We start from the raw sequence: 25,727 nt of genomic DNA on the forward strand, positions 1-25,727 counted from the left end.
ATAAGGTGAGAGGTGAATGGGATGAAAAAAATTTCAAAAAGACAAGAAGATATTTTGTCTTTCATTAAATCAGAAGTGAAGAAAAAAGGTTATCCACCATCCGTAAGGGAAATTGGCGAGGCTGTCGGCTTGGCATCAAGTTCAACTGTTCACGGACATCTAGCGCGATTGGAAAGCAAAGGTTTCATTAGAAGAGACCCAACAAAACCGAGAGCAATTGAAATACTCGATCCTGAAGGGTTGGAAACGATGAAACCCGGCGTTCTTCACGTACCCCTTGTCGGTAAAGTTACGGCAGGTCTTCCAATTACAGCAATTGAAAATATCGAGGAGTACTTCCCACTTCCTGAATCTTTTGGTACATCTGAAGACAATTTGTTCATGCTTGAAATAGTTGGGAACAGTATGATTGAAGCCGGAATTTTGAATGGCGACTATGTTGTCGTTAAACAACAACAAACAGCTAATAACGGCGAGATTGTCGTAGCAATGACCGAAGACGATGAAGCTACAGTGAAACGGTTCTTTAAAGAAAAAGATTATTTCCGTCTGCAACCTGAAAATGCTTCGATGGCTCCAATCATTCTCGATAATGTATCGATTCTAGGTAAAGTGGTTGGCGTTTATCGCATGATACACTAATTTAAAGTATGCAAAAGGGCTGTATCCTTCACTTGAAGGATACAGCCCTTTTTTAATTGAAGAATTGATTTGACAGTTCGGCTGATTGCCATGACAGTTTAACGTCTTGCACTCACAGTTTCACTGATTGCCAAGACAGTTAACTAACTTTACTTCCCAATCAAATTTTCTTTAACTAGTTTACCGATTGAGGACAACACAGCTACTTTTACATGCTCGTACGTCAGACCACCTTGGACATATGCCGTATAGGGCGGTCTGATTGGGCCGTCTGCTGTCAGCTCGATGCTGGAGCCTTGAATAAATGTTCCCGCCGCCATGATGACGTCGTCCGTGTAGCCAGGCATATACGATGGCTCAGGCGCGTAGTGCGCATTGATAGGCGAGTTTTCTTGTATTGACCGACAGAACGCAATCATTTGATCTGCATTTTCGAAAGATACCGATTGAATCAGGTCGGTTCTTTTTTCAGAGTAATGTGGCGACGTATTGAGTCCGAAGCTTTCTAGGAGTGCTGCTGTGAATAGCGCTCCTTTTACAGCTTGACTAACAACATGCGGCGCTAGGAAGAATCCTTGGTACATTTCACGTAGTGTATCTAGCGATGCCCCCGCTTCTGCCCCGAGACCTGGTGATGTCATCCGGTATGCACACTTTTCAACTAGATCGGCACGGCCAGCGATATAGCCACCCGTTCTTGCAAGTCCGCCACCTGGATTCTTGATGAGTGAACCTGCCATAAGGTCAACACCGACTTGAGTGGGCTCTTTTTCTTCGACAAATTCACCGTAACAGTTGTCCACAAAAACGACTAGTTCAGGATTAATGGCCTTCACTTTACGAACCATTTCACCGATTTCATCCACCATGAAAGAGGGACGATCCGAATAGCCTTTCGACCTCTGGATACCAATCATTTTCGTCTTACCGTGTATGTTTTTAGCTACTTCTTCAAAATCGACTGTACCATCTTCATTTAGATCAATATGTTTATAGGTAATGCCATAATCATGCAGTGAACCTGTGTCTTTCCCTTTTCCAGAAACGATAGAATCCAATGTGTCATAAGGTTTCCCCGTAATATAAAGGAGTTCATCACCCGGTCTTAGGATTCCGAAAAGGCTGATTGAAATTGCGTGTGTGCCCGAAATAATTTGGTTGCGTACGAGGCAATCTTCCGCCCCAAAAACGTCGGCGTATACTTGTTCCAATACATCCCGGCCCGCGTCATCGTAGCCGTAACCTGTTGAACCGGTCAGATGGAAATCGCTCACCATATTTTTACGGAATGCTCGTAGCACTTTCCGTTGATTGTAAAAAGCAGTTTTTTCTACGCCCTTAAAATAGGGTGCAAGTTTCTCTTCTATTATTTCAGCATCCTCAAATAACAAATCGTCTTGTTCAGTAAACATGATTGGTATTCCTCTTTTCATTAAATAGTCACTTCATTATCTTATCAGTCTGCTCGCAGAGGTCAACGTTTTACCGGGGCCTCATTGATAATTTATGAATACCTGTTAGAATTCTAAAGGGTGTATTGAATGGAGGAAATGAAGTGGCTTGGGATGTTTTTAGTTTTATCGGTACTGCGGCATTTGCCATTTCAGGCGCAATTGTTGCGATGGAAGAAGAATATGACATCTTTGGTGTTTATATATTGGGTATGGTCACTGCTTTTGGCGGCGGTGCCGTTCGTAACGTCTTAATAGGTGTGCCTGTCTCTGTTTTATGGGATCAGCAATTCTTATTTTTAGTGGCAAGTATTTTGATAACCATTATTTTCTTTTTTTCTAGGTATCTTCTTTCTCATTGGAATAGATGGGGTAATTATTTTGATGCAATCGGATTAGCTGCGTTCGCCATACAAGGCGCTATGTTGGCTATATCACTCAACATGTCGATTTATGCAATTATGGTCGCTGCGGTTTTAACAGGGGCTGGCGGCGGTGTTATCCGTGACCTGTTAGCAGGCAGGAGACCACTTGTCTTTAAACGAGACATCTATGCAGTATGGGCTGCAATCGCCGGCCTTATTGTCGGCCTCGGCCTATTTAAAAGTGATTTAGCACTATACGGACTGCTCGTTCTGACTGCCACACTTCGTATTCTATCGGTTGTCTTCCAATGGAAATTGCCGAACGGTAAAATCCAATAAATACAAAAGCGGAACGGGGATTATACTCCCTGTTCCGCTTTTTCTTACATCTAGACTCCGGGCACCTAGAGGCTCGGACATTAGTCGGTCCGGCTATGCGGCAAAGAACGCCACTTGGGCCTGCCGGATGCAGGTCATGCAGTCATCGCGACAGGACGTCGCGCACTTAGACTACCTTCCTTTTTCACGCATTATGCCTGCCGCCTCTGAACAGGCGCTTCCGCTTTTGGTTACATCTAGACTTCGGGCACCTAGAGGCTCGGACATAAGCCGGTCAGGCTATGTGGTAAAGAACGCCACTTCGCCAGCACGTCTTATGTCTGCCGCCTCTAAACAGGTACCCTCCGCTTTTGGTTATTCAGTCTCGTCTTTTAAAATAACCGGTTTCGTTGGGACATATGTGGAAATCGCATGTTTATAAATTAGTTGTTGCTTGCCGTCCGATTCAAGCAAGACGGTATAATTATCATACGATTTAATAAGTCCTTTCAATTGAAATCCATTCAGTAAAAATACCGTTACAAATGTATTATTCTTTCGTAACGAGTTTAAAAACGTTTCTTGCATGTTAACCTGTTTCATACGCCGAATCCTCCAGTTGTCATAGCTATATTTCTAGTGCTCCACTTACTTTATTCGACCCGGATTATCGAAATCCTTCAAAATTAACAAAATTCTCTTTACAATTTCGGTTGTACCCAATTCTGCATCGAACCAGCTGATGTCCAATTTGTTGCGGAAATAGGTCATTTGCCGTTTTGCGTAGTTACGCGTATTTTTTTTAATTAATTCAACAGCCTCGTCTAGTAACAACTTTTCTTCGATATAGAGATGAAGTTCCTTATAGCCAATCGCTTGTACAGATTGTACGCCACGAATGTTTTCATCCCATAATCGATTCGCTTCCTTTAGAAGACCTTGTTCCATCATTACGTCGACCCGGAGACCAATCCGTTCATAAAGCACTTCACGGTCCATCTCAAGACCAATAATGAGGTGATCATACAACGGCGCCTGTCCCGCGTCATCTTCGTGGTCGTCTTTCGTTTTACCTGTCACCTCAATGATTTCAAGCGCGCGAACCAACCGACGATGATTGTTCGGATGAATTTTTTCAGCACTCACTGGGTCAAGCTCGACGAGTTTTTCATGCAGATAGGCGGCCCCTTTTTCAGTCAGTTCCTGCTCTAAGCGTTGCCTTACTTCTAGATCCGCCGCTTCTTCTGTAAAACGAAAATCGAACAGCACGGATTGAATATATAATCCTGTGCCCCCTGCGATAATTGGTATTTTTCCACGACCTTGTATATCTGCAATCCATTTGCGCACATCCGTTTGGTACTCAGCAACAGAAAAAGGTTCATTCGGTTCTTTTATATCGAATAAATGATGCGGGATGCCATCCATTTCCTCTTCAGTGATTTTAGCCGTTCCAATATCAAGCCCTTTGTATACTTGCATTGCATCACCATTAATGACTTCCCCACCAATTATTTTGGCAAGTTCGACACTTAAGGCCGTCTTTCCAGATGCTGTTGGTCCGACGATTGCGATTACTTCAGGATAATTCCTCATTTTTTTCAATCCAGTCATAAACGGTTTCGAATACGTGTTGACGGTTCTTTTCATGGAGCATTTCATGCCTGCCACCTTCGAACAAAAATACCGTAACATCTTCTATGCCCGCGTTATTATATTGCTTTGCTACACTCCAAACCCCTTTTCCATTGTCACCTACCGGGTCTTCACTCCCTGAAAAGAGGAAGATAGGAAGTTTTTTCGGGATTTTATTTATTTCATCTATGTCATGGATGTCTCCAAGTCCTTTGAATAAATCCGCAAAAAATTGTGTTGTTGAGACTGCTCCACACTGGGGATCAATCAAGTATTTTTCAACCGCTTCCATATCCGTAGATAGCCAATCGAATGGTGTCTTTGGTTGATGAACCGATTTATTGAAACCACCAAAAACGAGTTTATTCAGGAAATTATCCGGCTGATCAAAACCGTTTTTCTTGCCGTTTAGATAAGCAACTACCTGTCCGGCCAAACGGCTTACACCAGGATTCCCACCTGTCCCTGACAAGATTGCCAGGTCTACTTCACTGCCATGGAGCTGGACATATCTCCGTGCAACAAACGATCCCATGCTATGACCGAACAGAACAAAACGCGGGGATGGGTACTGCTCCCGGAGATTCGAAATGACTTCGAAAGCATCTTGAACAACGTGGTCAAATCCACCTTCATCGGCAAAATGCCCTTTTATGCCATTCATTTTAGCCGTTTTACCATGTCCTCGGTGGTCGTGGCCGGATACGATATAGCCTTTCCCAACAAGGTATTGTGCAAATTCTTCATACCTGCCAATATGCTCGGCCATACCGTGTAGAAGATGGATATGTCCTAGCGGATTGCCTTCCGGTTTCATAACGATAGCGTGGATTAAAAAACCATCTGTCATTTCGATTGTCGCTTCTCTCATTGACGTCCACCATCCTTCACTTTAGATCTGGGAATTGCTTCCTACATCACTCGTTTGAACATTTTTTCAAGTTCATATGTCGTGAAATGAATAAGCACCGGTCTGCCATGCGGACAAGTAAATGGATTGTCGGCGGCGGATAGATCATTCAACAACCTTTCCATATCTGCGAGTGTCAAATGGTGATTAGCTTTGATGGACCGTTTGCAACTCATCATAATCGCTGCTTCTTCACGCAATTTACCGATATCAATTTTCCGTGTAGTCAACACTTGTTCAATAATATCTTCGATGATAACCGTCTCTTCTCCTGCTGGAAACCAAGATGGATATTCTTTTACCGCATAAGAAGAGGGCCCAAACTCCTCCAGGAAGATACCGACTTCCTGCAACAGACTCATGTTTTCCTCGATTTTCGTTTTCTCGTCTGCAGAGTAATGAAACATAAGGGGAATTAATAACATTTGACGTTCTTCATTATCTGTCTCACTCAATTTATCTCTAAAAAACTCATATTTTATTCGTTCTTGAGCTGCGTGTTGATCAATCATGAAGAAGCCGTCTTCATTTTGCGCAACAATATAGGTGCCATGAACCTGTCCAACTGGTGCTAAAGCCGGGAAGTTTTTGTCCAACTCCCGCTGTTCTGCTTCGTCTGGAACAGCGGATGATTCATTGACGCTCCATGAGTCCTGGTCTTGAACAATCGTTGGTTCATTGACTGTCCACGATGTTCGTTCAACAGTTTCATTTTCAGCAAGTTCATAAGGTTGGTACGCAGGCTTTTCGAGTGGTGCCATTGACGGTGCCGTCACGGGTGTTGGTCTTTCCGCTTGGAATTGATTCCACATATTTACTTGTTCAGATTGATTTTTCTTGGCAGGTTCTTTTTTAATAGCATCTGGAACGATGGTGTTTTTCCGGATCGCTTTTTGGACGGATTCTTTAATTAACGCCAGTAACTCGCCCTCTTTACTCATGCGGATATGTTGTTTGGAAGGATGCACGTTGACGTCTGTCAAATAAGGGTCCCCTTCAACATTGATAACCGAAATTGGAGATCGTCCAATCGGCAAATACGTATGGAATGCATCTAGTATCGCGTGATTGATCGCATTGCTCTTTACCCATCTACCATTGACGATTAACGTCATATAGTTTCTTGACGCTCGGGTCATTTCAGGTAGAGTCACATGGCCTGAAACACTGTAATCCGCATTCTCTCCCGCGAAGCTTACCATTTTACGGGCGACAGCTATGCCGTATATATCTGATAGCACACGACGCTGATCTCCGCTTCCAGCTGTCTGCAATAATACTTGACTGTAATGCGAGAGTTTAAACGCGATGGAGGGATGACTGAGCGCAAGTCGATTGACAAGATCGATTGTATGACCAAGCTCAGTCTGAATTGTTTTCATATATTTTAGGCGTGCAGGCGTATTGAAAAACAATTGGGAAACAGTAATGTCCGTCCCTTTGCGGAATGCAGCATTATCGTGTTTGACAAGTCGACCTCCGTCAATTTGTACTTCTGTGCCTTCTGTTTCACCGTCGGAAGTCCACATAATGATCTTGGACACGGATGCAATACTCGCAAGTGCTTCTCCGCGGAAACCAAGTGTACGAATTCGGAACAGATCATGGTCATTGGATATCTTACTCGTTGCATGCCGCTCAAACGCTTGAACAGCATCTTTTTTAGACATACCATTGCCGTTATCTGTTACACGAATTGTCAGTAGACCGGCTTCCTCAAGTCCAATTTCAATCACAGTACTTTCTGCATCAATCGCATTTTCAACAAGCTCTTTCACGATGGAAGCAGGACGTTCGACGACTTCGCCCGCAGCGATTTTATTGGACAGCGTATCGTCCATCACTTTGATGATGTCTATCGGTCTCACCCTTTCTTAGGTCTGAGCTTTTCTTTCAATTCATGGATGTATTGCAGTGCCTGAAACGGCGTCATATTAAGTAGATCAGCATCATTCAGATCAGTCAGTACTTCTTGTTCCTCTGTCGACAAGGTAATCTGCTCTTCCTGTTGGATATCAAAAAAGTTCAATTGCGTCGGTTCATCTTCACGAACCGTTCGTTTTTCCACATTTTCAAAAGTAGTGAGTAATGTTTTTGCTCGGTTGAGAAGCGATTCGGGTAGACCTGCAAGATCCGCAACGTAAATTCCGTAACTCTTATCAGCTGGCCCCGCCATCACTTTATGGAGAAAGACGACTTTTCCATCCTGTTCCATTGCAGCGACATGAACATTTTCAAGTCGTGAAAGTTCTTTATCCAAATTGGTCAGTTCATGATAATGGGTAGAAAACAGCGTATTCGCTCCGATTTCATTGTGAATATGCTCCATCATCGCCTGCGCCAAAGCCATGCCATCGTAAGTTGAAGTCCCGCGTCCGATTTCATCAAAAAGGAGAAGACTTTTTGCAGTTGCATTTGCGATGGCAAATTGTGATTCCATCATTTCCATCATAAATGTACTTTGTCCTGAAGCCAGGTCATCCGCTGCACCAATTCTAGTGAATATTTGATCGGTAACAGGAAGTAAAGCCTGGTCACAAGGAACGTAGCAACCAATCTGTGCCATCACGACAATGAGCGCAACTTGCCTCATGTATGTACTTTTACCGGACATGTTTGGTCCCGTGATAAGGAGCATATTCGCTTCGTCAGTCAATTTGCAGTTGTTCGGAACGTATAGAGAATGGTCAATCATCTTTTCAACAACCGGATGACGACCGTTCTTGATTTCCAATGCTTTCCCATCGTGAAATACTGGTTTTACGTAGTTACGCTTTTCCGAAACCGCCGCGAATGAAAGAAGGACATCCAGTTCGCTGAGTACACTTGCGAGATGCTGAATATGCCGAATATGCATTTTCATGGAATCCCGGATTGTACTGAATAATTGATACTCAAGATCTAGCCCTTCTGCTTCCGCATTTAGAATAAGGTCTTCCTTCTCTTTTAGTTCAGGCGTTATGTAACGTTCAGCATTCGCAAGCGTCTGCTTTCTTTCATATCGTTCCAAATCGGCAAGATGGATATTGGATTTTGTAATCTCTATATAATAGCCGAATATTCTGTTATACCCTATTTTTAAAGACTTAATGCCTGTCCGTTCGCGCTCCTCACGTTCGAGTTCTGCAAGCCATGCCTTGCCATTTTTTGAAGCATCGCGGTATTGGTCCAGTTTTGCATCGTAGCCGTCCTTGATGATGCCGCCTTCTTTAACGGATAGTGGTGGATTTTCTGCAATTGCCAGTTCAAGAATTTGTAGCGCTTCTTCGCAACCGTCAATTCGCTCAGAAAATTGATTCAGCAACGGGCGTTCAGATTCATGAAGTGCTTTTTTAATGTTCGGGACACGTCGAAGTGAGTTACGAAGTTGAGCAAGATCCCTCCCACTCGCACTTCCCATCGAAATTCGTCCAGCGAGTCGCTCTAAATCGTACACTTCTTTTAGGCTTGTCTTCAATTCATCCCGCAGGAAAAATTCTTCTATCAGCTCAGTCACTGCATCAAGTCGTGTTTCAATTGTTCTTTTCTCAGCTAATGGCTGATGAATCCACATTTTCAATTTACGTGCGCCCATCGCTGTAACGGTCTCGTCAAGCAACCAGTAAAGCGTGCCATCCTTGCTACCGTTGCGGATTGATTGAATGAGTTCCAAATTACGCATTGAATTGGCATCAATGGATAGTTTCGTTTGTTTCTGAATGAATTCGAATGGACGTATATGATCGAGTGCCGTTTTCTGCGTGCGCTTTACGTAGGATACAAGCATGCTACATGCTTCTGTGACTTCGTTTGGAATCGCGCCAAAAAGATCTTCCATTCCGGACTGTTCTTCGCCATACTCGATGGACAATACAATACTGCGTTTCGCCATGCTATCACTGAGAGCGAGATGCAGTCTTTCATCGACAACGACTTCTTTCATACCCAGTGCCTCAATCTCAGCAATCAGCGTCCGCTCATCGCCTTCCACACACTCTACTTTGCCCTCACCTGTTGCTAGGTCAAGATAAGCAAGTGCATACTTGTTGCCATCTATACTATCAGCGGAACCGATAAAATGATTCGTGTTCGCATCAATTGTTTTTCCTTCCGTCATCGTACCAGGGGTAATGATTTTAACGACTTCCCTTTTGACGATGCCCTTCGCTTCTTTTGGATCTTCAGTCTGTTCACAAATAGCCACTTTATGCCCTTTACGTACGAGCGTTTCTATATAACCCGCAGCCGCATGATAGGGTACACCACACATCGGAATCCGTTCACGATTTGCAGCATCCCGACTGGTTAATGTAATTTCAAGAATTTGAGATGCTTTTTCTGCATCCGTGAAAAACAATTCATAGAAATCGCCTAATCTAAAAAACAAAAATGCATCTTCATGCTCAGATTTCACTTTTAAATATTGCTGAATCATTGGTGTATGTGTTGTCATTTTTTAACCTCTTTACGTTTACTGTTTTTTATTATTATACCAAAGTTGGGCCACGAAGAGCCCAACTTCTGCGTGATTTTTGTGGGCTTTGAAAATCTAAGCAAAACTGGACAGCGAAGGGTCCAGTTTCTGCGTGATTTTTGTGATCTTCAAAAATCAAAGCAAATACCGGACAACGAAGAGTCCGGTATTTGTGTAATTTACACGGGCTGTGTGGAAATTACAACAAAGTTGGGCCACGAAGAGCCCAACTTCTGCGTGATTTTTGTGATTTGCAAAAATCTAAGCAAAGTGTATAATCGCAACTGCGAAATCCTAATCACAACTCCACCGCTCTAATCCCAACTGAACATTTATCATCACAAACTTCATCAAAACGAAAAAAAAGCCGGTAGTGTTTTCCGGCTCTTAAAATGACGATGATTCTCTACCTTGTTTATGATTTTGGCCTTGTTCATTGCCCCTCACTTGCGCTTGCCCCCGCTCATTTTCTTGACTGTGGCCAGGTTCATGAGATGATGATTCATCCGAGAACTTCCATTCCTCTTCGAAACTTTGCGGATGCACCGTAATACAGACTTTTGTTTCGCCAACAACTTCTGCCATCAATTCTCTCTCAATCGTAATGCGGAACTTCTCACCACATTCCGAAATGATCGCTTCTGTACAATTCGGATGCTGGATAACATCAACGATAACTTCTTCATGCCCAGATGTCGGTTCGTCTCGATAATGCAAACGAATCCGGTCCTTGTAAGGAACTGACTCCGTAAACACAGATGTCTTTGAATGTTCTTGATGGGAATACCAAACATTGACGTCGAACTTACCGGTAACTTCGATGAATTTACCGACCTTTTTCGCCTGATGTGTATGGTTGATGACCCAACATCCGAGAATACTCGTCGGATTATTTGGTGGCTTCAGTGTAACAGTCGTCTCAGTCCGCTTCTTCCCTTTGGCAATAACCGTCTTCGTCACGATCTGACGTAAATTTTTCAGTTCGATTCCTCCTCCATTCGCTTCAATCCATCTTATGCAACAGAAGCCCAGAGAGTGAGAAAAATCGGCAGGAAATATTTTCCCACCGATTGGTATACTTACTTATAGTTTTTCATATGTCGTATTTTTTATATAAGAACCTGTTTCGCCACGTCTGATATCGCCATCAGTTGCTTTGATGATTTCATCCGTAACAGTGTTTGCGATTGTGTTCGAAACAAGTTGGAGTAAATCATTCACTTCACCTTGTGATTGTTTAAATTCCTGAACAATCGGAACTTCGTCTATATCACTTTGGATTTTTTCAATTTTACCTTCAATGATACCCAACGCTCTTTCTTTTCCGTACTGTTGGAAATTGACTGCCTGCTTTTGCAATGATTTTAGACTTGCAATATTTTCACGGATTTTTTGATTTTCATTAATCTGCTCTTCTGCCCGCTTGAAAAACTCTACTTGCTCCGTGTTTGCAATCATTACTGCAATCTCGCGTGCCTTTGCGATAATTTCGTCTTTTGAATATGTTTTTTCCATTATGACATCACCTTTTCCTTTTCTACTACGCCGATAAATTCACCGTCGAGTGACCATGTTTTGGCCTCTATTATTTTTACATTGACAATTTTCCCAATAACAGATTGAGGTGCTTTGAAATTGACGAGTTTGCTCTTTTCAGTGTATCCAGCAAGAACCTCTGGATTACGCTTACTTTCCCCTTCAACAAGTACCTCAACGATTTTACCTTTGTAAGGTTTCATCGCTTCTGCGGATAAATCATTGACGACTTTATTTAATCGTTGTAGACGTTCCTTTTTAACTTCCATCGGAATATTGTCGACCATTTTTGCGGCCGGTGTGCCATCCCGTGGCGAATAAATATACGTATAAGCGATATCGAAACCGACTTCCTTATACAATGACAGCGTCTCTTCGAATTGCTCGTCCGTTTCATTCGGGAATCCGACGATAATATCTGTCGTTAACGTAACAGTGGGTATTGCTTTTTTAATTTTCTGTACGAGTTCAAGATAATGTTCACGAGTATATTTCCGCGCCATGATTTTCAAAATGTCACTAGAACCCGATTGAACTGGGAGATGAATATGATCGACGAGATTGCCGCCCTTCGCAAGCACTTCGATTAGATAGTCATCGAAATCACGAGGATGGCTCGTTGTGAAACGGATTCGCGGAATGTCGATTTTACTTAAATCATTCATTAAATCGCCAAAACGATAACTCGTCTCTTCAAAATCTTTTCCGTACGCATTGACGTTCTGACCAAGCAACGTAATTTCCTTATACCCTTCTGCCGCTAACTGTCGTACTTCTTGGATAATATCTTGCGGACGTCTGCTTCGTTCCTTGCCCCTCGTGTAGGGCACGATGCAATAGGTACAAAACTTATCGCAACCGAACATAATGTTCACCCAAGCCTTAATATTTCCATGACGGGCCTTTGGAAGGCTTTCGATAATATCGCCTTCTTTTGACCACACTTCAACGACCATTTCTTTTGAAAAATAAGCCTCATGTAAAATATGGGGCAATCTGTGGATGTTGTGTGTCCCAAAAATCATATCAACTTGATCATACTTTTTAAGGATTTTATTAACAACTGATTCTTCTTGCGACATACAACCGCATACGCCAATCAAGACATCAGGATTTCTTCTTTTCAACGATTGTAAATGGCCAAGCTCCCCAAACACTTTGTTTTCGGCGTTTTCACGAATGGCACATGTATTGAGCAACACGACATTCGCATCTTCAACAGTATCTGTCGGTTCATAACCAAGACCTATTAAAATACCAGCAATCACTTCTGTATCATGTTCATTCATTTGGCAACCATATGTCCGTATATAAAATTTACGATTCGCCCCCATTTCACGGAAGCGCTCGTCAATCTCAAAGTTATCGTAATAAGCGATTTCTTCCTTGCCGCGTTTTTTGGCGTCTTTTAAAGAAGGCGGTGCGTAGGCTGTCTGAAAATAGTGGCTATAGTCCTTGTCAGCAGTTTTTGCTAGATTCGGCTTCACTAGCCCTTCATCCAATCGCTGTTCCTCGTTCATTTAACTTGTCCCCTTTCATACAAAGCCTTGGGAATTTCAACGTATGATTTCATTATACTTAATTGTTGACCGCCTGTACAAGAAGTCAAAGCTTTGTCGGTTGTTTGTCACAGTTATGAAAAGCGTAAGGCGCCGTCAAGTGAACACAACCTAAGTTCGCCACGTCGTGTGGCAACGGCTGCGTGACCTACATCCTGTAGGCCCGCGGCAGGCATAAGACTGACCTGCGAAGCGGCGTTCTTTGCCGCACAGCTGGGCTGACTTTCAAGGACCCCAGCCTAAGTGCGCCGCGTCCTGCGGCAACAGCTGCGTGACTCACATCCTGTTAGCCTCCGAGCGTCTGGCGCCTGAAGCCTAGACACCATTCAAAGTTAAAAAAATTATTCTTATCTTTCAGATTGAACTTTCTCTTATGATACAACTAAAAGACCACAGGGAATTAACGCGTCCCGTGGTCCTGACTCTTTCTAATTTACATATGACGCTGTCGTTTTTCAACAAGTAATTTCAATGCCGTACGTCCTTCACCGTTAATCTCAATATCAGTGAAAGCCGGTGCACAAATGAGATCACCGCCACTTGGAGCGACGAATCCACGTGCAATTGCGATTGCCTTTATTGCCTGATTTAAGGCACCAGCACCTACTGCCTGCATTTCTGCGTACCCCTGGTCCCGAATAACTGCAACGAGTGCTCCTGCAACAGAATTCGGATTCGAGCGAGATGATACTTTCAATGGGTTCAACATGTTTCCTCCTTATTTTTCGGTGTCTATGGAACGGATATCTCCATAAACCATCCTATGATTCGGAGGCGATGTTTAGACGCGGATTAGCCTTTGAATGTACGGTCAGCATTGATGGCAACTCGTTCAACTCTGATAGCAGTTCCTGTTTCATCATCCAATACTGCGAAGAGTCCGTTCAACTGGGTACGCCCCGTCTTCGGAACTTCAAAACGAACTGGTAAATTCGTACGGAAACGATAGATGACGTCTTCTTTTTTCATACCTAAAATCTCATCGTATGGGCCCGTCATGCCTGCATCAGTTAAATAGGCAGTTCCCCCTGGAAGAATGCGATCATCCGCTGTCTGGACATGCGTGTGCGTTCCTACAACAACAGATGCTTTCCCATCAAGATGCCAACCCATCGCAATTTTTTCACTTGTCGCTTCGGCGTGGAAATCAACGAAGACAAGCGGAGAAATTTCTCTTGCTTCCGCTACCAATTCATCTGCCTTTTCAAATGGATCGCCGTGCGGTGGTAAAAATGTCCGGCCATGCAAATTGATGATAGATAATGTCACACCATTACGAGAAATCGTTGTCATCCCTTTACCTGGTGCATCATCTGAAAAATTGGCAGGACGGATTAGATAATCTGTGTCATCGATAAAATCGTAGATCTCTTTTTGGTCCCATGTGTGATTTCCCATTGTTACAACGTCTACTCCAGCACGGAGCAAATCATCAAATATCGCTTTTGTGATTCCTCTTCCGGCTGCTGCATTTTCCCCGTTCGCAATAATAACATCAGGGTTATACTTCCTTTTGAGTCGTGGTAAATAGTCAAATACCATATCTCGTCCTAGTGATCCTACTATATCGCCTATAAATAATACTCTCATAAAATAATCTCTCCCAATAGAAAAAGAGGCTCCCGGACCGAAATGCACGGAAACCCCCTTTTCTTTATTTTGCGTATTCGACCGCCCGTGTCTCACGGATGACCGTTACTTTAATGTGTCCTGGATAATCGAGCTCTTCTTCAATCCGTTTTCGGATATCTCGCGCTAGACGGTGGGCTGTAATATCATCAATTTGGTCTGGGCGGACAATAATTCGAACTTCGCGTCCTGCCTGGATGGCAAATGATTTCTCCACGCCGTCGTACGATTCAGAAATCTCTTCAAGCTTTTTCAGTCTGCGGATATAGTTTTCAAGCGTTTCACTGCGCGCTCCCGGCCTTGCAGCCGATAATGCATCTGCTGCGGCAACCAATACGGCAATAACTGATGTCGCTTCAGTATCCCCGTGATGGGATGCGATACTGTTTATAACAACAGGATGTTCTTTATACTTCGTTGCAAGTTCAACGCCAATTTCAACGTGACTGCCTTCTACTTCATGGTCAATCGCTTTTCCGATATCATGAAGCAGTCCAGCACGTCGTGCGAGCGTTACATCTTCTCCAAGTTCTGCCGCCAATAAACCTGCTAGATAAGCAACTTCTGTCGAATGCTTCAAGACATTTTGGCCATAACTTGTGCGGAATCGCAATCTTCCGATGATTTTAATAAGATCTGGGTGTAGATTATGAATGCCTATATCGAAAGTTGTCTGTTCTCCAGTTTCGCGAATAAGTTCATCCACTTCACGCCTCGATTTATCAACCATCTCTTCAATACGTGCTGGGTGTATTCGTCCATCTTGTACAAGTTTCTCTAGTGCAAGTCGTGCAGTTTCCCGGCGTACCGGATCAAAGCCTGACAAGATGACCGCTTCTGGTGTATCGTCGATGATTAGGTCAATTCCTGTCAACGTTTCGAGTGTGCGGATGTTACGTCCTTCACGACCGATGATACGGCCTTTCATCTCATCATTCGGGAGATTTACTACCGATACAGTTGTTTCAGCAACATGGTCTGCTGCAAAACGTTGCAGTGCGATAGAAAGGATTTCACGTGATTTTTTATCCGATTCCTCTTTTGCTCGTTGCTCTGCTTCTTTCGTCATAACGGCGATATCTGTAGCAAGTTCCTTCTCTACTTCACTAAGGATGAGCCTTTTCGCTTCATCGCGTGTCAGAGATGATATCTTTTCAAGTTCCGTTTTCTGAACCGAAACAAGTTCTTCCGCTTTGCGTTCCATCTGTTCGACATGCTGTTGTCTTCCTGTAAGCGCTTCTTCTTTGCGCTCCAGACCCGCGTCTCTTTTATTGAGAGCTTCATCTTTACGGTCATGATTTTCTTCCCGTTGCAAAAGACGGCTTTCTTGTTTTTGCAGTTCCGCCCTTCGTTCACGGATCTCTGATTCCGCTTCAATTCTCAGTTTGTGAGTTTCATCCTTCGCTTCTAGTAGTGCCTCTTTTTTAAGAGCATCCGCTTCACGCTTCGCCTCTTCGACGATTTGTTCTGCCGTAAATTTGGCACCAGTCACTTTTGAATCGTTCACTTTCTTATTAAAGAAATAGGTAACAGCGACACCAACGAGCAGACCAAGCAAAGCGAAGATGATCATTTGTAATACTAACATCCAGGTCACCTCCTCCTGCTATTCTTTTCATTTTTAGTCGGCTCATATATCAACGTACAACATACTGCCAAAATCATTTCAATGGTATGAAATTATACAATTCTAATTGTATCTATGTAAATTTGACATGTCAAGGTTACACAAGTCTTTACGACACATTATTCTCGGATTAATAGTAGTATTTTTCAGCGTTTATTTAAAAACCGATCGCGCCCTATAAAGAGGACGGATCGGCTTTCTGTATAGCTTATTATTCATCTAGTAGAAGTTCTAACTCTTCATCCTCATCTACTTCATGAGCACCAATCACATAGTTGGAGCTTGCAAGTCCATATGATTCACGAATTTTGTTGGCAATTTCCGCACGAATATCCGGATTTTCCTTCAGGAACTGTTTCGAATTTTCTCGCCCCTGTCCAAGTCGTTCACCTTCATAGGAATACCAAGATCCACTCTTTTGGACAACTTCGGAGTCAGCACCAAGGTCGATGATTTCTCCTTCTCTAGAAATTCCTTCTCCGTACATAATATCGACTTCCGCTGTTTTAAACGGAGGTGCGACTTTATTTTTGACAACACGGATTCGGGTTTTATTTCCCACTATATCATTGCCTTGTTTGATTGCTTCTCCACGTCGTACATCTAGGCGTACTGAAGAGTAGAATTTCAATGCGCGCCCCCCTGGAGTTACTTCTGGACTACCAAACATAACGCCGACTTTTTCACGAATTTGGTTAATGAATATCGCAATTGTGTTTGACTTGTTAATGGCACCGGAAAGTTTACGCAAAGCTTGAGACATAAGACGGGCTTGTAAACCGATATGTGAGTCTCCCATCTCGCCTTCAATTTCCGCTTTTGGTACAAGGGCAGCAACGGAGTCTACAACAAAGATATCCACTGCACCGCTTCGTACAAGCGCTTCAGCGATTTCAAGTGCTTGCTCTCCCGTATCAGGCTGGGAAAGTAATAATTCGTCGATGTTAACGCCTAATTTACGGGCATAAATCGGATCAAGGGCATGTTCAGCGTCGATAAATGCCGCTGTTCCTCCAGCTGCTTGTACTTCTGCGATGGCATGAAGGGCAACAGTCGTTTTACCCGAACTTTCAGGTCCGTATATTTCAATGACACGGCCACGTGGATATCCACCTATGCCGAGTGCAGAATCGAGTGCAAGGGAGCCTGTCGAAGAAGTTTCAACTTCCAGGTTTGTTTTTTCACCCAGTTTCATAATAGATCCTTTACCAAATTGCTTTTCTATCTGTTTTAACGCCATTTCTAAGGCGGCTTTACGATCGCTCAATTTATTTCCTCCCTCAAGGTAATGTTTCTGTTTTTCTTACTACCTTTAGTATACTCCTTTAATGAGAAATACTCAATCAAAAAGCGAACATTTATTCGATTACTTTTCTCAAATTAAATATATAAGTGAGAATACCGGGGTGTTTAACGTTTTTAATTGAGAAAGGAGGTTAAATCTTAACTTTGGTCTTCTTTTGCAGTTAGATGTTTTATGAGATAATAGAGCGCAAATCTTGCTGCCCTAAGACGGTTTGCGTTTCTTGAGCCCGATAGTAACAACTTAAATGTTTCTGTATCAGCATTTGTAGAAGCGATACCAATCCACACAGTGCCGACCGGCTTACCATCATGTGGATCTGGACCTGCCGCACCCGTTAAACCGATTCCGATATCCGTTTTGAACGTTCGTTTTACGTTTGTCGCAAGGGCGGCCGCACATTCTGCACTGACGACGCCATACTCCGTAAGTAAAGACTGTTCTATAACAAGTCGTTCCACTTTCGTTTTTTCATTGTAGACGACAACGCCACCTTCAAGTGACGAACTAATCCCTGGTTCACCGGCCAGTTCTGCCATGAATAGGCCAGCCGTTAAACTTTCCGCCGCGGCAATTGTCCAACCGTTTCGGATTAGGAGTTCGGCGGCTTTGGACGCTAATGTATCATCATCAGTTCCGTAGATGTAATCCCCAACTAGTGATCGTATCTGCTCTTCCATAGGCGCAATCAGCTTTAATGCCGCACCAGTTGTTTGTGCTTTTGCAGTGATGCGCAATGTTACCGCGTCAGCTGTTGCCAGTGGAGCAACTGTCGGATTCGTTTGTTTGTCCAAAATGGATTGAATTCGGTGTTCAAGCTCGGCCTCTCCAATTCCATAAAACTTTAGAACCCGCGATGTGATGACTTCGTGCTTGCCAGTAGCACCTAATAAATAAGGAATCGCTTCGTCCGTAAACATTGGCTCCATTTCATGCGGTGGACCTGGTAAAAGGATAAATCGTACGCCATCCTTCTCCACAGCCATTCCGGGTGCCATTCCTTTTCGATTCGCAAGGACTTTCGCGCCTTTAAACACCAGTGCCTGTTTCTTATTATTTTCCGTCATAACTCGACCGCTACGTTCAAAATACTGCTGAATATAAAGAAGAGCCTCGTCATCACTGACTAGTGTTGTACCGATATGTTTCACAATGGTTTCTTTTGTCATGTCATCTTTCGTCGGTCCAAGTCCGCCTGTAAAGATTAGAATATCTGCACGTTTCCTTGCAATTTCAATCACTTCATCCAAACGATCCGGGTTGTCGCCCACCACCGTCTGATAATGAACATCGATACCGATTTCTGCGAGTTTTAATGAAATGAATTTAGCGTTCGTATTCGTAATTTGTCCAAGCAATAACTCTGAACCAATTGCAATGATTTCAGCATTCATAGCTACTCATCCCCTTACATTGAATCAACCAGTACACGTCTGTTTTTATAGAAGTAATCGAAACCTGACCAAATTGTAAAGAAGAGCGCGATGTAAAGCATGATGACACCGAATGGTACACCAATCGACTCGAAAAATATATTATTCAACAACAGTGAGGTAATTGCTAAGATCTGTGCTACCGTTTTAATTTTCCCTAGTTGGTTGGCCGCCACGACTTCTCCGCCACCTGCCAGGATAAGCCTAAGACCCGTCACAGCGAATTCCCGGCTAATGATGATGATGACAATCCATGATGGTGCAGCTCCAAGTTCAACAAGTATTATGAAAGCTGCGGAAACAAGCAATTTATCCGCAAGTGGATCAAGAAATTTCCCCATATTTGTAACAAGATTATTCTTCCTAGCGATATAACCATCAAGCCAATCTGTTATAGAAGCAATAATAAAAATAAGTCCACCAATTAAATGCTCTTTCATCATTTCTGTACCAGCGACAGTTATAGTGCCCAATTTTAAATCGACCAGCATGAAAACCATAAAAACTGGAATGAGCAGAACGCGTGATACGGTAATTTTATTTGGCAAATTCATAAAATACACCTTTCCTTTCAAAGAAAATAGTCATCTGAAGTAGATGACTATCACTCTTTCCTGTATTCAATCATAATGTTTTGTGGGACAGTATCCTGCGGTGGTACACCGTATTCAAGTAACACACCGTTTACATATATTTCTGTAGACTTAGGACGCCCTACACGGATTCGCACCGAGTCCGTAGCCGTCACATCAAATTCAACCGATTCCCCCGCTGCCATAATGCGCGCAGGCGTCATCCACTCTTTCCCAGCGCCATCTTTAACACCAATCCAAGATCCGCCAGTTAAACGAATTTCAAGTTGGAATGATTCCGCTCCAGTCAATGCGTACATTGACGTTTCACCGGTTGCACTTTCAAAAGCTAAAGTCTGCTCCGGTTTGTCCGGTTCTGGCTCTTCTACCACAGGCTTTTCTTCTACTTTTTCTGGATCTTTCTTAGTAGAATCTGGCTCACTTTTTTCCATTATTACTGGTTGGTTCGTTTTGCCGCTATCTACATCGCCCTGCTTGTTGTTGGATGTCCCTTGATAGAGAGTCCAAATGACAACCACAATAACGATAATAAATAAAGCAACGATGATTTTTGGCATTATTTCATTTAGCTGGTCGTTATTTTTCAAACCTCTTTTACGTGTCAATGTCGACGAAGCACGTTGACCTGCCTTTTCCTCAGATGACACTTCAGGAGTCGTGTTTTTATACATAGATAGCATTTCATCAGAATCTAGATCTACTGCCTCTGCATATTGTTTTATGAATGCCCGTACATAAAACGATCCAGGCATCATGCTGTAATCTTCATTTTCGATACCAGAAAGGTACCGTTTCTGTATTTTCGTTATTGACTGTAAATCATCCAATGTAAATCCTTTAGCCGTTCTCGCCTGCTTGAGACGATCACCTAATCCGGTCACCAAAAACACCTGCCTATCAGAAGTTGAATAAACCCGATCCGTCCGTCATTCCATGATCGGACATCATATCGTTTTTTTCCATCATTTCATATGTAATTTCTTGATCTGGATCTGTTCTTAATTCAATAATATAATCAAAATCTTCAATACTGTATTCCGAATGCTGAACGAACATATCCGGATGTTCCACAACTTTTATAGAAGGCATTCGCATCATTTCTCGGACAAGTTGCATGTGACGCTCATCCTCCGCCTTACGCGTAACAATGCCATCCAAGATGAAAATATTATCTTTTGAAAACTCATCGCCTGCTAAGTTTTTCCGCAATGTTTGCTTAATCATTGTCGATGAAAGGAAAATCCATTTTTTATTGGCGCAGACGCTTGCTGCAACAACTGATTCCGTCTTCCCAACTCGCGGCATCCCACGAACACCAATCAATTTATGACCTTCCTGTTTGAATATTTCAGCCATGAAATCAACTAGAATTCCAAGGTCACTTCGAAGAAACCGGAACGTTTTTCTTTCATCCGCATCACGCTGTATATAACGTCCATGTCTAACCGCAAGAATATCTCGTAACTTCGGCTCACGGATTTTTATCACTTGAATCGTTTCCATCGTCTCGGCGATTTGTTCAAAACGTGCAATCTGGTCGTCGTTGTCAGTTCGTAGCAGCATTCCACGATGTCCGCCATCAACACCATTAATTGTAACAATGTTCACGCGCAACATTCCGAGCAGCGACGAAATATCGCCCAGAAGGCCAGGGCGGTTAACCTGAATTTCATATTCAAGATACCATTCACCCATCAGACACACACTCCTTTTGTCCATTTTTTGAACACGCACTACTATATGACGCACAAGAAGTAATATAGTTCTATGATAGCTGATTAAATGCATTATGAAAAGGAAAAAGGGGATTATCGTAATCCCCTTCCACAATTAAATATACCAGCCGCCATTCACTTTCATAATTTCGCCTGTCATATAATCCGCCTTGCCACTTAACAGGAAATTAACTGCTTCAGCGACATGTTCTGGTGTCCCGGTACGCATAAGCGGTATTTCATCAATTACCATCTGCCGTTCATCCAATGGTATGTCATTGTTCATACGAGTTTCAATCCACCCCGGTGCCACAGCGTTGATGCGCATTCCTGAAAAGGCGGCTTCTTTCGCATATGCTTTCACAAATGCGTGTTGCGCCCCCTTCACAGCGGAGTACATCACTTCTCCTGCCGCCCCGGTATTGCCCCATATCGAGCCAATCATGACGACGTACGATTGTTCAAACTTGCGTAATTGAGGAGATACAAGACTTATAAAGAGCGCTGGATTTTGCACATGGACTTTCCATAGTGCATCCATATCTTCAGCGCTCGTTTCCGTCAATAGTTTCATCATCGATTGACCATTCGCGACAACGACAGCACTAACATTTCGAACTTGTTTGACGAGTAATTCTGCTCCGTCTTGTGCACTAAAATCTGCTTGGACTGCCTGAAAATCCAATTGTGGATATGCTACACTAAGTTCTTTTTGTAAAGCATTAGCATGTGCAGCATTTTCATTGTAATGAAGGAATAGCGACCAGCCTGCAGCCGCTAGTGTTCGACTAATCGCATCGCCTATTCCACCCGATGCACCAAGTACAACGCAGTATTTCTGTCCCGTCATTCTGCCTTATCAGCTGGAACAATTGAATAGACCGTATGACCGCTTTCATCTGAAAACGTTTGGAATGCATCTTTCAAGTTTTCGAGCGTTAATTTCTCAAGTGTTGGAACAACATCGAACAAATTCATGTTATTGAATGTATAGCGCGTAAACTGGTTGGCGATAAACTCCGGAGAATTCAATGACCGCATGAATTGACCAATTTTCTTTTTCCTCATTCGATTAAGTTCAAGGTCCGTGATTGGCCATGTTTCCACTGTATTTTTCACAGTTGTCCGGATTGCTTTTTCGAGTTGTTCAGGCTGGTCTGTATCAGAACCAATCATTGCGAAACCAAAGCCATTCTCCATCGTGAAATCATAAGAAAACGACTCATCAATAAGCCCATCATTATACGTTTCCGTATAGAAATTGGAAGACCTGCCAAACAGAATATCCAGGACAAGACCCGCGGATAGTTCTTGGATTAGCATCTCTTCTCCATCGATATCCGTGTTAGTGCATTTCATACCCATATTGAATTTCGGCTTCGATACGTCCATTGCAAGCTTCCGTTCAGTGATTGCTGCAGTATTTGTTTCAGTAGGGAAACTACGTATAATTTCTGCAGGATCATTGAATGTTTTTGCATCTTGATTTTTCTTGATGAATGCCATCATCTCTTCTGGATCAACAGCACCTACAACGAAAAGGACCATATTGGATGGATGATAGAACGTTTCATAGCATTCATACAAATAGTCCGCTGTGATATCTTGAATCGACGCGACCGTACCAGCGATATCAATTTTCACTGGATGTTCATGGAACAGGTTTTCAATTGTTCCGAAATAGAGACGCCAATCCGGCTGATCATCATACATCGTTATTTCCTGGGCAATGATACCTTTCTCCTTATCAACGGTCTTTTCCGTGAAGTACGGCTCCTGTACGAAATCAAGAAGAATTTCCGTATTGTCATATAACCTATCCGTAGCGGAGAACAAATAAGCAGTTCGTGTGAATGATGTAAACGCATTGGCGGATGCACCGTGCACACTAAACTTTTGGAATACGTCCCCATCTTCTTTTTCAAACATCTTATGCTCTAGGAAATGAGCGATACCATCGGGAACCGTTACTTCTTCTGTTTTTCCACGCGGAATAAACGTTCGATCGATTGAACCATATTTAGTGGTAAACGTTACGAAAGTTTTTGAAAATCCACGTTTGGGTAAAATATAGACATCCAAACCATTGTCGAGTTTCTCATTATATAATGTTTCCTGTAAATTATCAAAGTGAATATTCTTCATCATTCATTAGCCTCCTTGCCCGATAACAGATAGACGATTTCTAGTTTAATTTCAGCTGCCATATTCTTAACATCGTCTTTTGTAACGGTTTCCCAGCCTGCAATGATTGTGTCTGCCGTGAAATTTTCATCCAGCTCTTTGTATTGATCAAATACTTCAATCTGTCCTCTTGCAGAATCAAACGCACTTTTAATGCCGTTCGCAAGTAATGCTTTCGTCTGTTCCATTTCAAGGTCAGTAATTTCACCTTGTTGAAGAGCCGTGAGTTGAGCATTAATCAGATTTACCGCTTTTTCTTCAAGTTCAGCATCGATTCCTGCCATTACATAAAGAAGCCCATAATGCGAAGAATAAGAACTGGATGCGTAATAGGCCATGCTTTCTTTTTCACGAACATTAACGAAAAGTTTGCTGTGCGCAAAACCGCCGAAAACACCGTTCGTAATTTGCATTTTCGCATAATCAGGATGACGGAATGTAACAGGCGTACTGAAGCCTAAATGTAATTTCCCTTGTTTCATGTCCTGCTTTTCGCGAACATGACGCACGTCGGTTACTTGAGTCCCCGTATGTTGTGTTGTCGATTTACGTGCCTGCACTTTACGGCTACTGAACGTCAATAGTGACCTGATCTTTTCAGTCATGTCATCTTCGTCAATGTCACCTACAATGTAGATATCAATTTCATCTTCATTTAACATGCTTTCGTATGCTGCAAATAGGTCTGCAGATGTAAGTGCATCTACATCCTCTTCCGTTCCATATGACGGTGCGGATGCAGCGCTATCAGGACGTATTAATTCGAGCATACGCATCTGTGCAAATCGCGTCTTATCATCGTAAAGCGAACGAATTCGCTCTTTCACAGACCTTTTTTCACGGTTGACAACCGTTTCATCGAACCGTCCGTCTACCACATTTGGGTCAAATATGACGGTCTTGATCAAACTCAGTACTTCTTCAAGTACTCCGCCTTCGGATAGATATTCGTCATTTACACATTCAGCGGATAGTGAAACGATATGCGTTTCCCCACGTTTTCCAGCGTCTGTGTACAATACGGTTCCGTATAATTCATCTAACGCATTACGGAATTCAGTTTGTGACCGGTATCGACCGTTAGATTCTTCTAAAACATTCGCGAGTACTGCACGAAGAGCCGATTTCTTTTCATCAAGAGCTGTTTTCCACTTGACGGAGAAATTGACAGTTTTGAACTGTTCTGACTTACGGATATATAATGTGACGCCCTCTTGTAGCTCAACTTTTTTGAACATATAAACACCTCTGTTTTAGTTAATATGCGGAATCCTCACTTCACTATACATTCCAGAAGTCAAAAGATGCAAATTAACTAGCGAATGCATCGTAACTTATATAAAAAACCGCATGCTGTAGGCCAAAAAATGCCCCTAAGTCCAACGTAACAGACTATCGGGGCATTTTCATTTTTTATCGATTTCCTTTGATGTACGGTTGTCCACTCGCTTTTGGCGCGTTTGCTCTTCCAATAAACCCTGCTAGCGCAAGAATGGTCAATGCATACGGCAAGATGTGGAAATACACAGCCGGAACATTTTCCAAGAACGAGATGCTTGACGAACTAATAGCAAGTGCTTGTGCGAATCCAAAGAACAATGCGGCTCCCATTGCACCAATCGGATGCCATTTACCAAAGATCATTGCAGCAAGTGCCATGAACCCTTGTCCATTAATCGTGGCATGACTAAAATCATTCGTCATTGTTTGGGAATAAATAGCCCCACCAATACCTGCAAGACCGCCCGAAATGATAACCGCAATATAGCGGATTTTAGTTACGTTGATGCCCATTGTATCAGCGGCCATCGGGTGTTCTCCTACTGATCTAAGACGAAGACCAAATGGCGTTTTATAGATGATGAACCAAGCCAAAAACGCAAGACCTATCGCCAATATTGATGAACCATAAATCCCTGTGAAAAACATGGGTCCAATAAACGGAATTTCATGTAATATCGGAACGTTGAAACGCGGAATACTATGTTGAATGAAATCCGTTTGCCCTTTTCCAAAAATCAATTTCACTGTGAACAACGCAATGGCGATCCCTAGCATATTAATGGCAACCCCTGATACCACTTGGTCAGCACGGAATGTAATCGATGCGACCGCATGCATAATGGAGAAGATTGCGGAAACAACCATTGCCACAAGTAAGGCAATCCACGGAGTCCACGAGCCAAATGTATCTGCATAAAACAGATTGAATATAATGCCGACAAAAGCACCCATTACCATGAGTCCTTCAAGTCCGATGTTAACTACACCTGAACGTTCCGAGAACACGCCTCCAATTGCAGTGAAAATAAGGGGGGCAGCGTATGAAATGGTTAACGGAATAATGAAATATACTATCTCAAGAAAACTCATA

The 25,727-nt window shown here is 42.9% G+C and carries 23 protein-coding genes; 2 read left to right on the top strand and 21 right to left on the bottom strand.

The genetic code is table 11. The annotated features are described in order from the left end of the window. Positions 1-21 precede the first annotated feature (21 nt). The gene (gene lexA / locus I2483_RS10120) at positions 22-642 is read left to right on the top strand and encodes a transcriptional repressor LexA (protein ID WP_186671171.1); all 621 of its coding nucleotides are present in this window, start codon (positions 22-24) and stop codon (positions 640-642) included. A 149-nt stretch (positions 643-791) separates the two neighbouring features. Here the strand turns inward: lexA and I2483_RS10125 are convergent, their stop codons facing one another. Further along, positions 792-2,054 (bottom strand): methionine gamma-lyase family protein, encoded by a 1,263-nt coding sequence (locus I2483_RS10125; RefSeq protein ID WP_207175632.1) that lies wholly within the window; start codon positions 2,052-2,054, stop codon positions 792-794. A gap of 143 nt (positions 2,055-2,197) precedes the next feature. Here I2483_RS10125 and I2483_RS10130 point away from each other — a divergent pair, with 143 nt between their 5' ends. Continuing rightward, positions 2,198-2,797, top strand: coding sequence for a TRIC cation channel family protein (locus tag I2483_RS10130; protein WP_186671173.1), 600 nt, complete (start codon positions 2,198-2,200; stop codon positions 2,795-2,797). A gap of 354 nt (positions 2,798-3,151) precedes the next feature. Here I2483_RS10130 and hfq read toward each other — a convergent pair whose 3' ends face one another. The 20 genes from hfq to I2483_RS10230 form a co-directional block, all read right to left on the bottom strand. Beyond that, positions 3,152-3,379: an RNA chaperone Hfq gene (gene hfq / locus I2483_RS10135; RefSeq protein ID WP_067211068.1), complete on the bottom strand. Its 228-nt coding sequence runs from the start codon at positions 3,377-3,379 to the stop codon at positions 3,152-3,154. A 45-nt stretch (positions 3,380-3,424) separates the two neighbouring features. Continuing rightward, positions 3,425-4,372, bottom strand: coding sequence for a tRNA (adenosine(37)-N6)-dimethylallyltransferase MiaA (miaA, locus tag I2483_RS10140; RefSeq protein WP_255550395.1), 948 nt, complete (start codon positions 4,370-4,372; stop codon positions 3,425-3,427). Then, positions 4,356-5,282 carry an alpha/beta hydrolase gene (locus I2483_RS10145; protein WP_207175634.1) on the bottom strand — a complete coding sequence of 309 codons (927 nt, stop codon included), beginning with the start codon at positions 5,280-5,282 and terminating at the stop codon, positions 4,356-4,358. Before I2483_RS10145 ends, miaA begins: the two co-directional genes overlap by 17 nt. A 41-nt stretch (positions 5,283-5,323) precedes the next feature. Further along, the gene (mutL, locus tag I2483_RS10150) at positions 5,324-7,180 is read right to left on the bottom strand and encodes a DNA mismatch repair endonuclease MutL (RefSeq protein WP_207175684.1); all 1,857 of its coding nucleotides are present in this window, start codon (positions 7,178-7,180) and stop codon (positions 5,324-5,326) included. Between the two features lie 5 nt (positions 7,181-7,185). Beyond that, positions 7,186-9,753, bottom strand: coding sequence for a DNA mismatch repair protein MutS (gene mutS / locus I2483_RS10155; protein WP_207175636.1), 2,568 nt, complete (start codon positions 9,751-9,753; stop codon positions 7,186-7,188). 408 nt (positions 9,754-10,161) lie between these two features. Continuing rightward, a complete protein-coding gene (cotE, locus tag I2483_RS10160; RefSeq protein ID WP_346267720.1) occupies positions 10,162-10,734 on the bottom strand; it encodes an outer spore coat protein CotE in 573 nt (190 codons plus the stop codon). Positions 10,735-10,857: 123 nt separating this feature from the next. Continuing rightward, positions 10,858-11,289, bottom strand: coding sequence for a YlbF/YmcA family competence regulator (locus I2483_RS10165; RefSeq protein ID WP_186671177.1), 432 nt, complete (start codon positions 11,287-11,289; stop codon positions 10,858-10,860). Next, complete coding sequence (gene miaB, locus I2483_RS10170) at positions 11,289-12,830, bottom strand: tRNA (N6-isopentenyl adenosine(37)-C2)-methylthiotransferase MiaB (RefSeq protein ID WP_207175638.1); 1,542 nt, start codon at positions 12,828-12,830, stop codon at positions 11,289-11,291. Before miaB ends, I2483_RS10165 begins: the two co-directional genes overlap by 1 nt. Positions 12,831-13,302: 472 nt before the next feature. Then, the gene (locus tag I2483_RS10175) at positions 13,303-13,575 is read right to left on the bottom strand and encodes a stage V sporulation protein S (RefSeq protein WP_207149293.1); all 273 of its coding nucleotides are present in this window, start codon (positions 13,573-13,575) and stop codon (positions 13,303-13,305) included. 86 nt (positions 13,576-13,661) lie between these two features. Further along, positions 13,662-14,459, bottom strand: a complete 798-nt coding sequence (locus I2483_RS10180) for a TIGR00282 family metallophosphoesterase (RefSeq protein WP_207175640.1) — start codon at positions 14,457-14,459, stop codon at positions 13,662-13,664. 64 nt (positions 14,460-14,523) lie between these two features. Then, the gene (rny, locus tag I2483_RS10185) at positions 14,524-16,086 is read right to left on the bottom strand and encodes a ribonuclease Y (RefSeq protein WP_207175643.1); all 1,563 of its coding nucleotides are present in this window, start codon (positions 16,084-16,086) and stop codon (positions 14,524-14,526) included. A gap of 250 nt (positions 16,087-16,336) precedes the next feature. Further along, a complete protein-coding gene (gene recA, locus I2483_RS10190; protein ID WP_207175645.1) occupies positions 16,337-17,392 on the bottom strand; it encodes a recombinase RecA in 1,056 nt (351 codons plus the stop codon). Between the two features lie 176 nt (positions 17,393-17,568). Next, positions 17,569-18,822 carry a competence/damage-inducible protein A gene (locus I2483_RS10195; RefSeq protein ID WP_207175646.1) on the bottom strand — a complete coding sequence of 418 codons (1,254 nt, stop codon included), beginning with the start codon at positions 18,820-18,822 and terminating at the stop codon, positions 17,569-17,571. A gap of 14 nt (positions 18,823-18,836) precedes the next feature. Next, positions 18,837-19,415 (bottom strand): CDP-diacylglycerol--glycerol-3-phosphate 3-phosphatidyltransferase, encoded by a 579-nt coding sequence (pgsA, locus tag I2483_RS10200; RefSeq protein WP_207175648.1) that lies wholly within the window; start codon positions 19,413-19,415, stop codon positions 18,837-18,839. A 50-nt stretch (positions 19,416-19,465) separates the two neighbouring features. Further along, complete coding sequence (locus tag I2483_RS10205) at positions 19,466-20,335, bottom strand: RodZ domain-containing protein (protein ID WP_207175649.1); 870 nt, start codon at positions 20,333-20,335, stop codon at positions 19,466-19,468. A gap of 16 nt (positions 20,336-20,351) precedes the next feature. After that, on the bottom strand, positions 20,352-21,149 hold the full coding sequence (locus tag I2483_RS10210) for a DUF3388 domain-containing protein (protein WP_207175650.1): 798 nt from the start codon (positions 21,147-21,149) through the stop codon (positions 20,352-20,354). 135 nt (positions 21,150-21,284) lie between these two features. After that, positions 21,285-22,019 carry an elongation factor P 5-aminopentanone reductase gene (gene ymfI / locus I2483_RS10215; RefSeq protein ID WP_207175651.1) on the bottom strand — a complete coding sequence of 245 codons (735 nt, stop codon included), beginning with the start codon at positions 22,017-22,019 and terminating at the stop codon, positions 21,285-21,287. After that, positions 22,016-23,314 (bottom strand): EF-P 5-aminopentanol modification-associated protein YfmH, encoded by a 1,299-nt coding sequence (gene yfmH / locus I2483_RS10220; protein ID WP_207175686.1) that lies wholly within the window; start codon positions 23,312-23,314, stop codon positions 22,016-22,018. The genes ymfI and yfmH overlap by 4 nt, the downstream gene beginning before the upstream one ends. Then, the gene (yfmF, locus tag I2483_RS10225; RefSeq protein WP_207175652.1) at positions 23,314-24,591 is read right to left on the bottom strand and encodes an EF-P 5-aminopentanol modification-associated protein YfmF; all 1,278 of its coding nucleotides are present in this window, start codon (positions 24,589-24,591) and stop codon (positions 23,314-23,316) included. The genes yfmH and yfmF overlap by 1 nt, the downstream gene beginning before the upstream one ends. 175 nt (positions 24,592-24,766) lie before the next feature. Further along, positions 24,767-25,726, bottom strand: a complete 960-nt coding sequence (locus tag I2483_RS10230) for an ABC transporter permease (RefSeq protein ID WP_207175653.1) — start codon at positions 25,724-25,726, stop codon at positions 24,767-24,769. Position 25,727: the final 1 nt, after the last annotated feature.

The sequence above is a fragment of the Sporosarcina sp. E16_3 genome (genome assembly GCF_017347125.1).
GTDB lineage: Bacteria > Bacillota > Bacilli > Bacillales_A > Planococcaceae > Sporosarcina.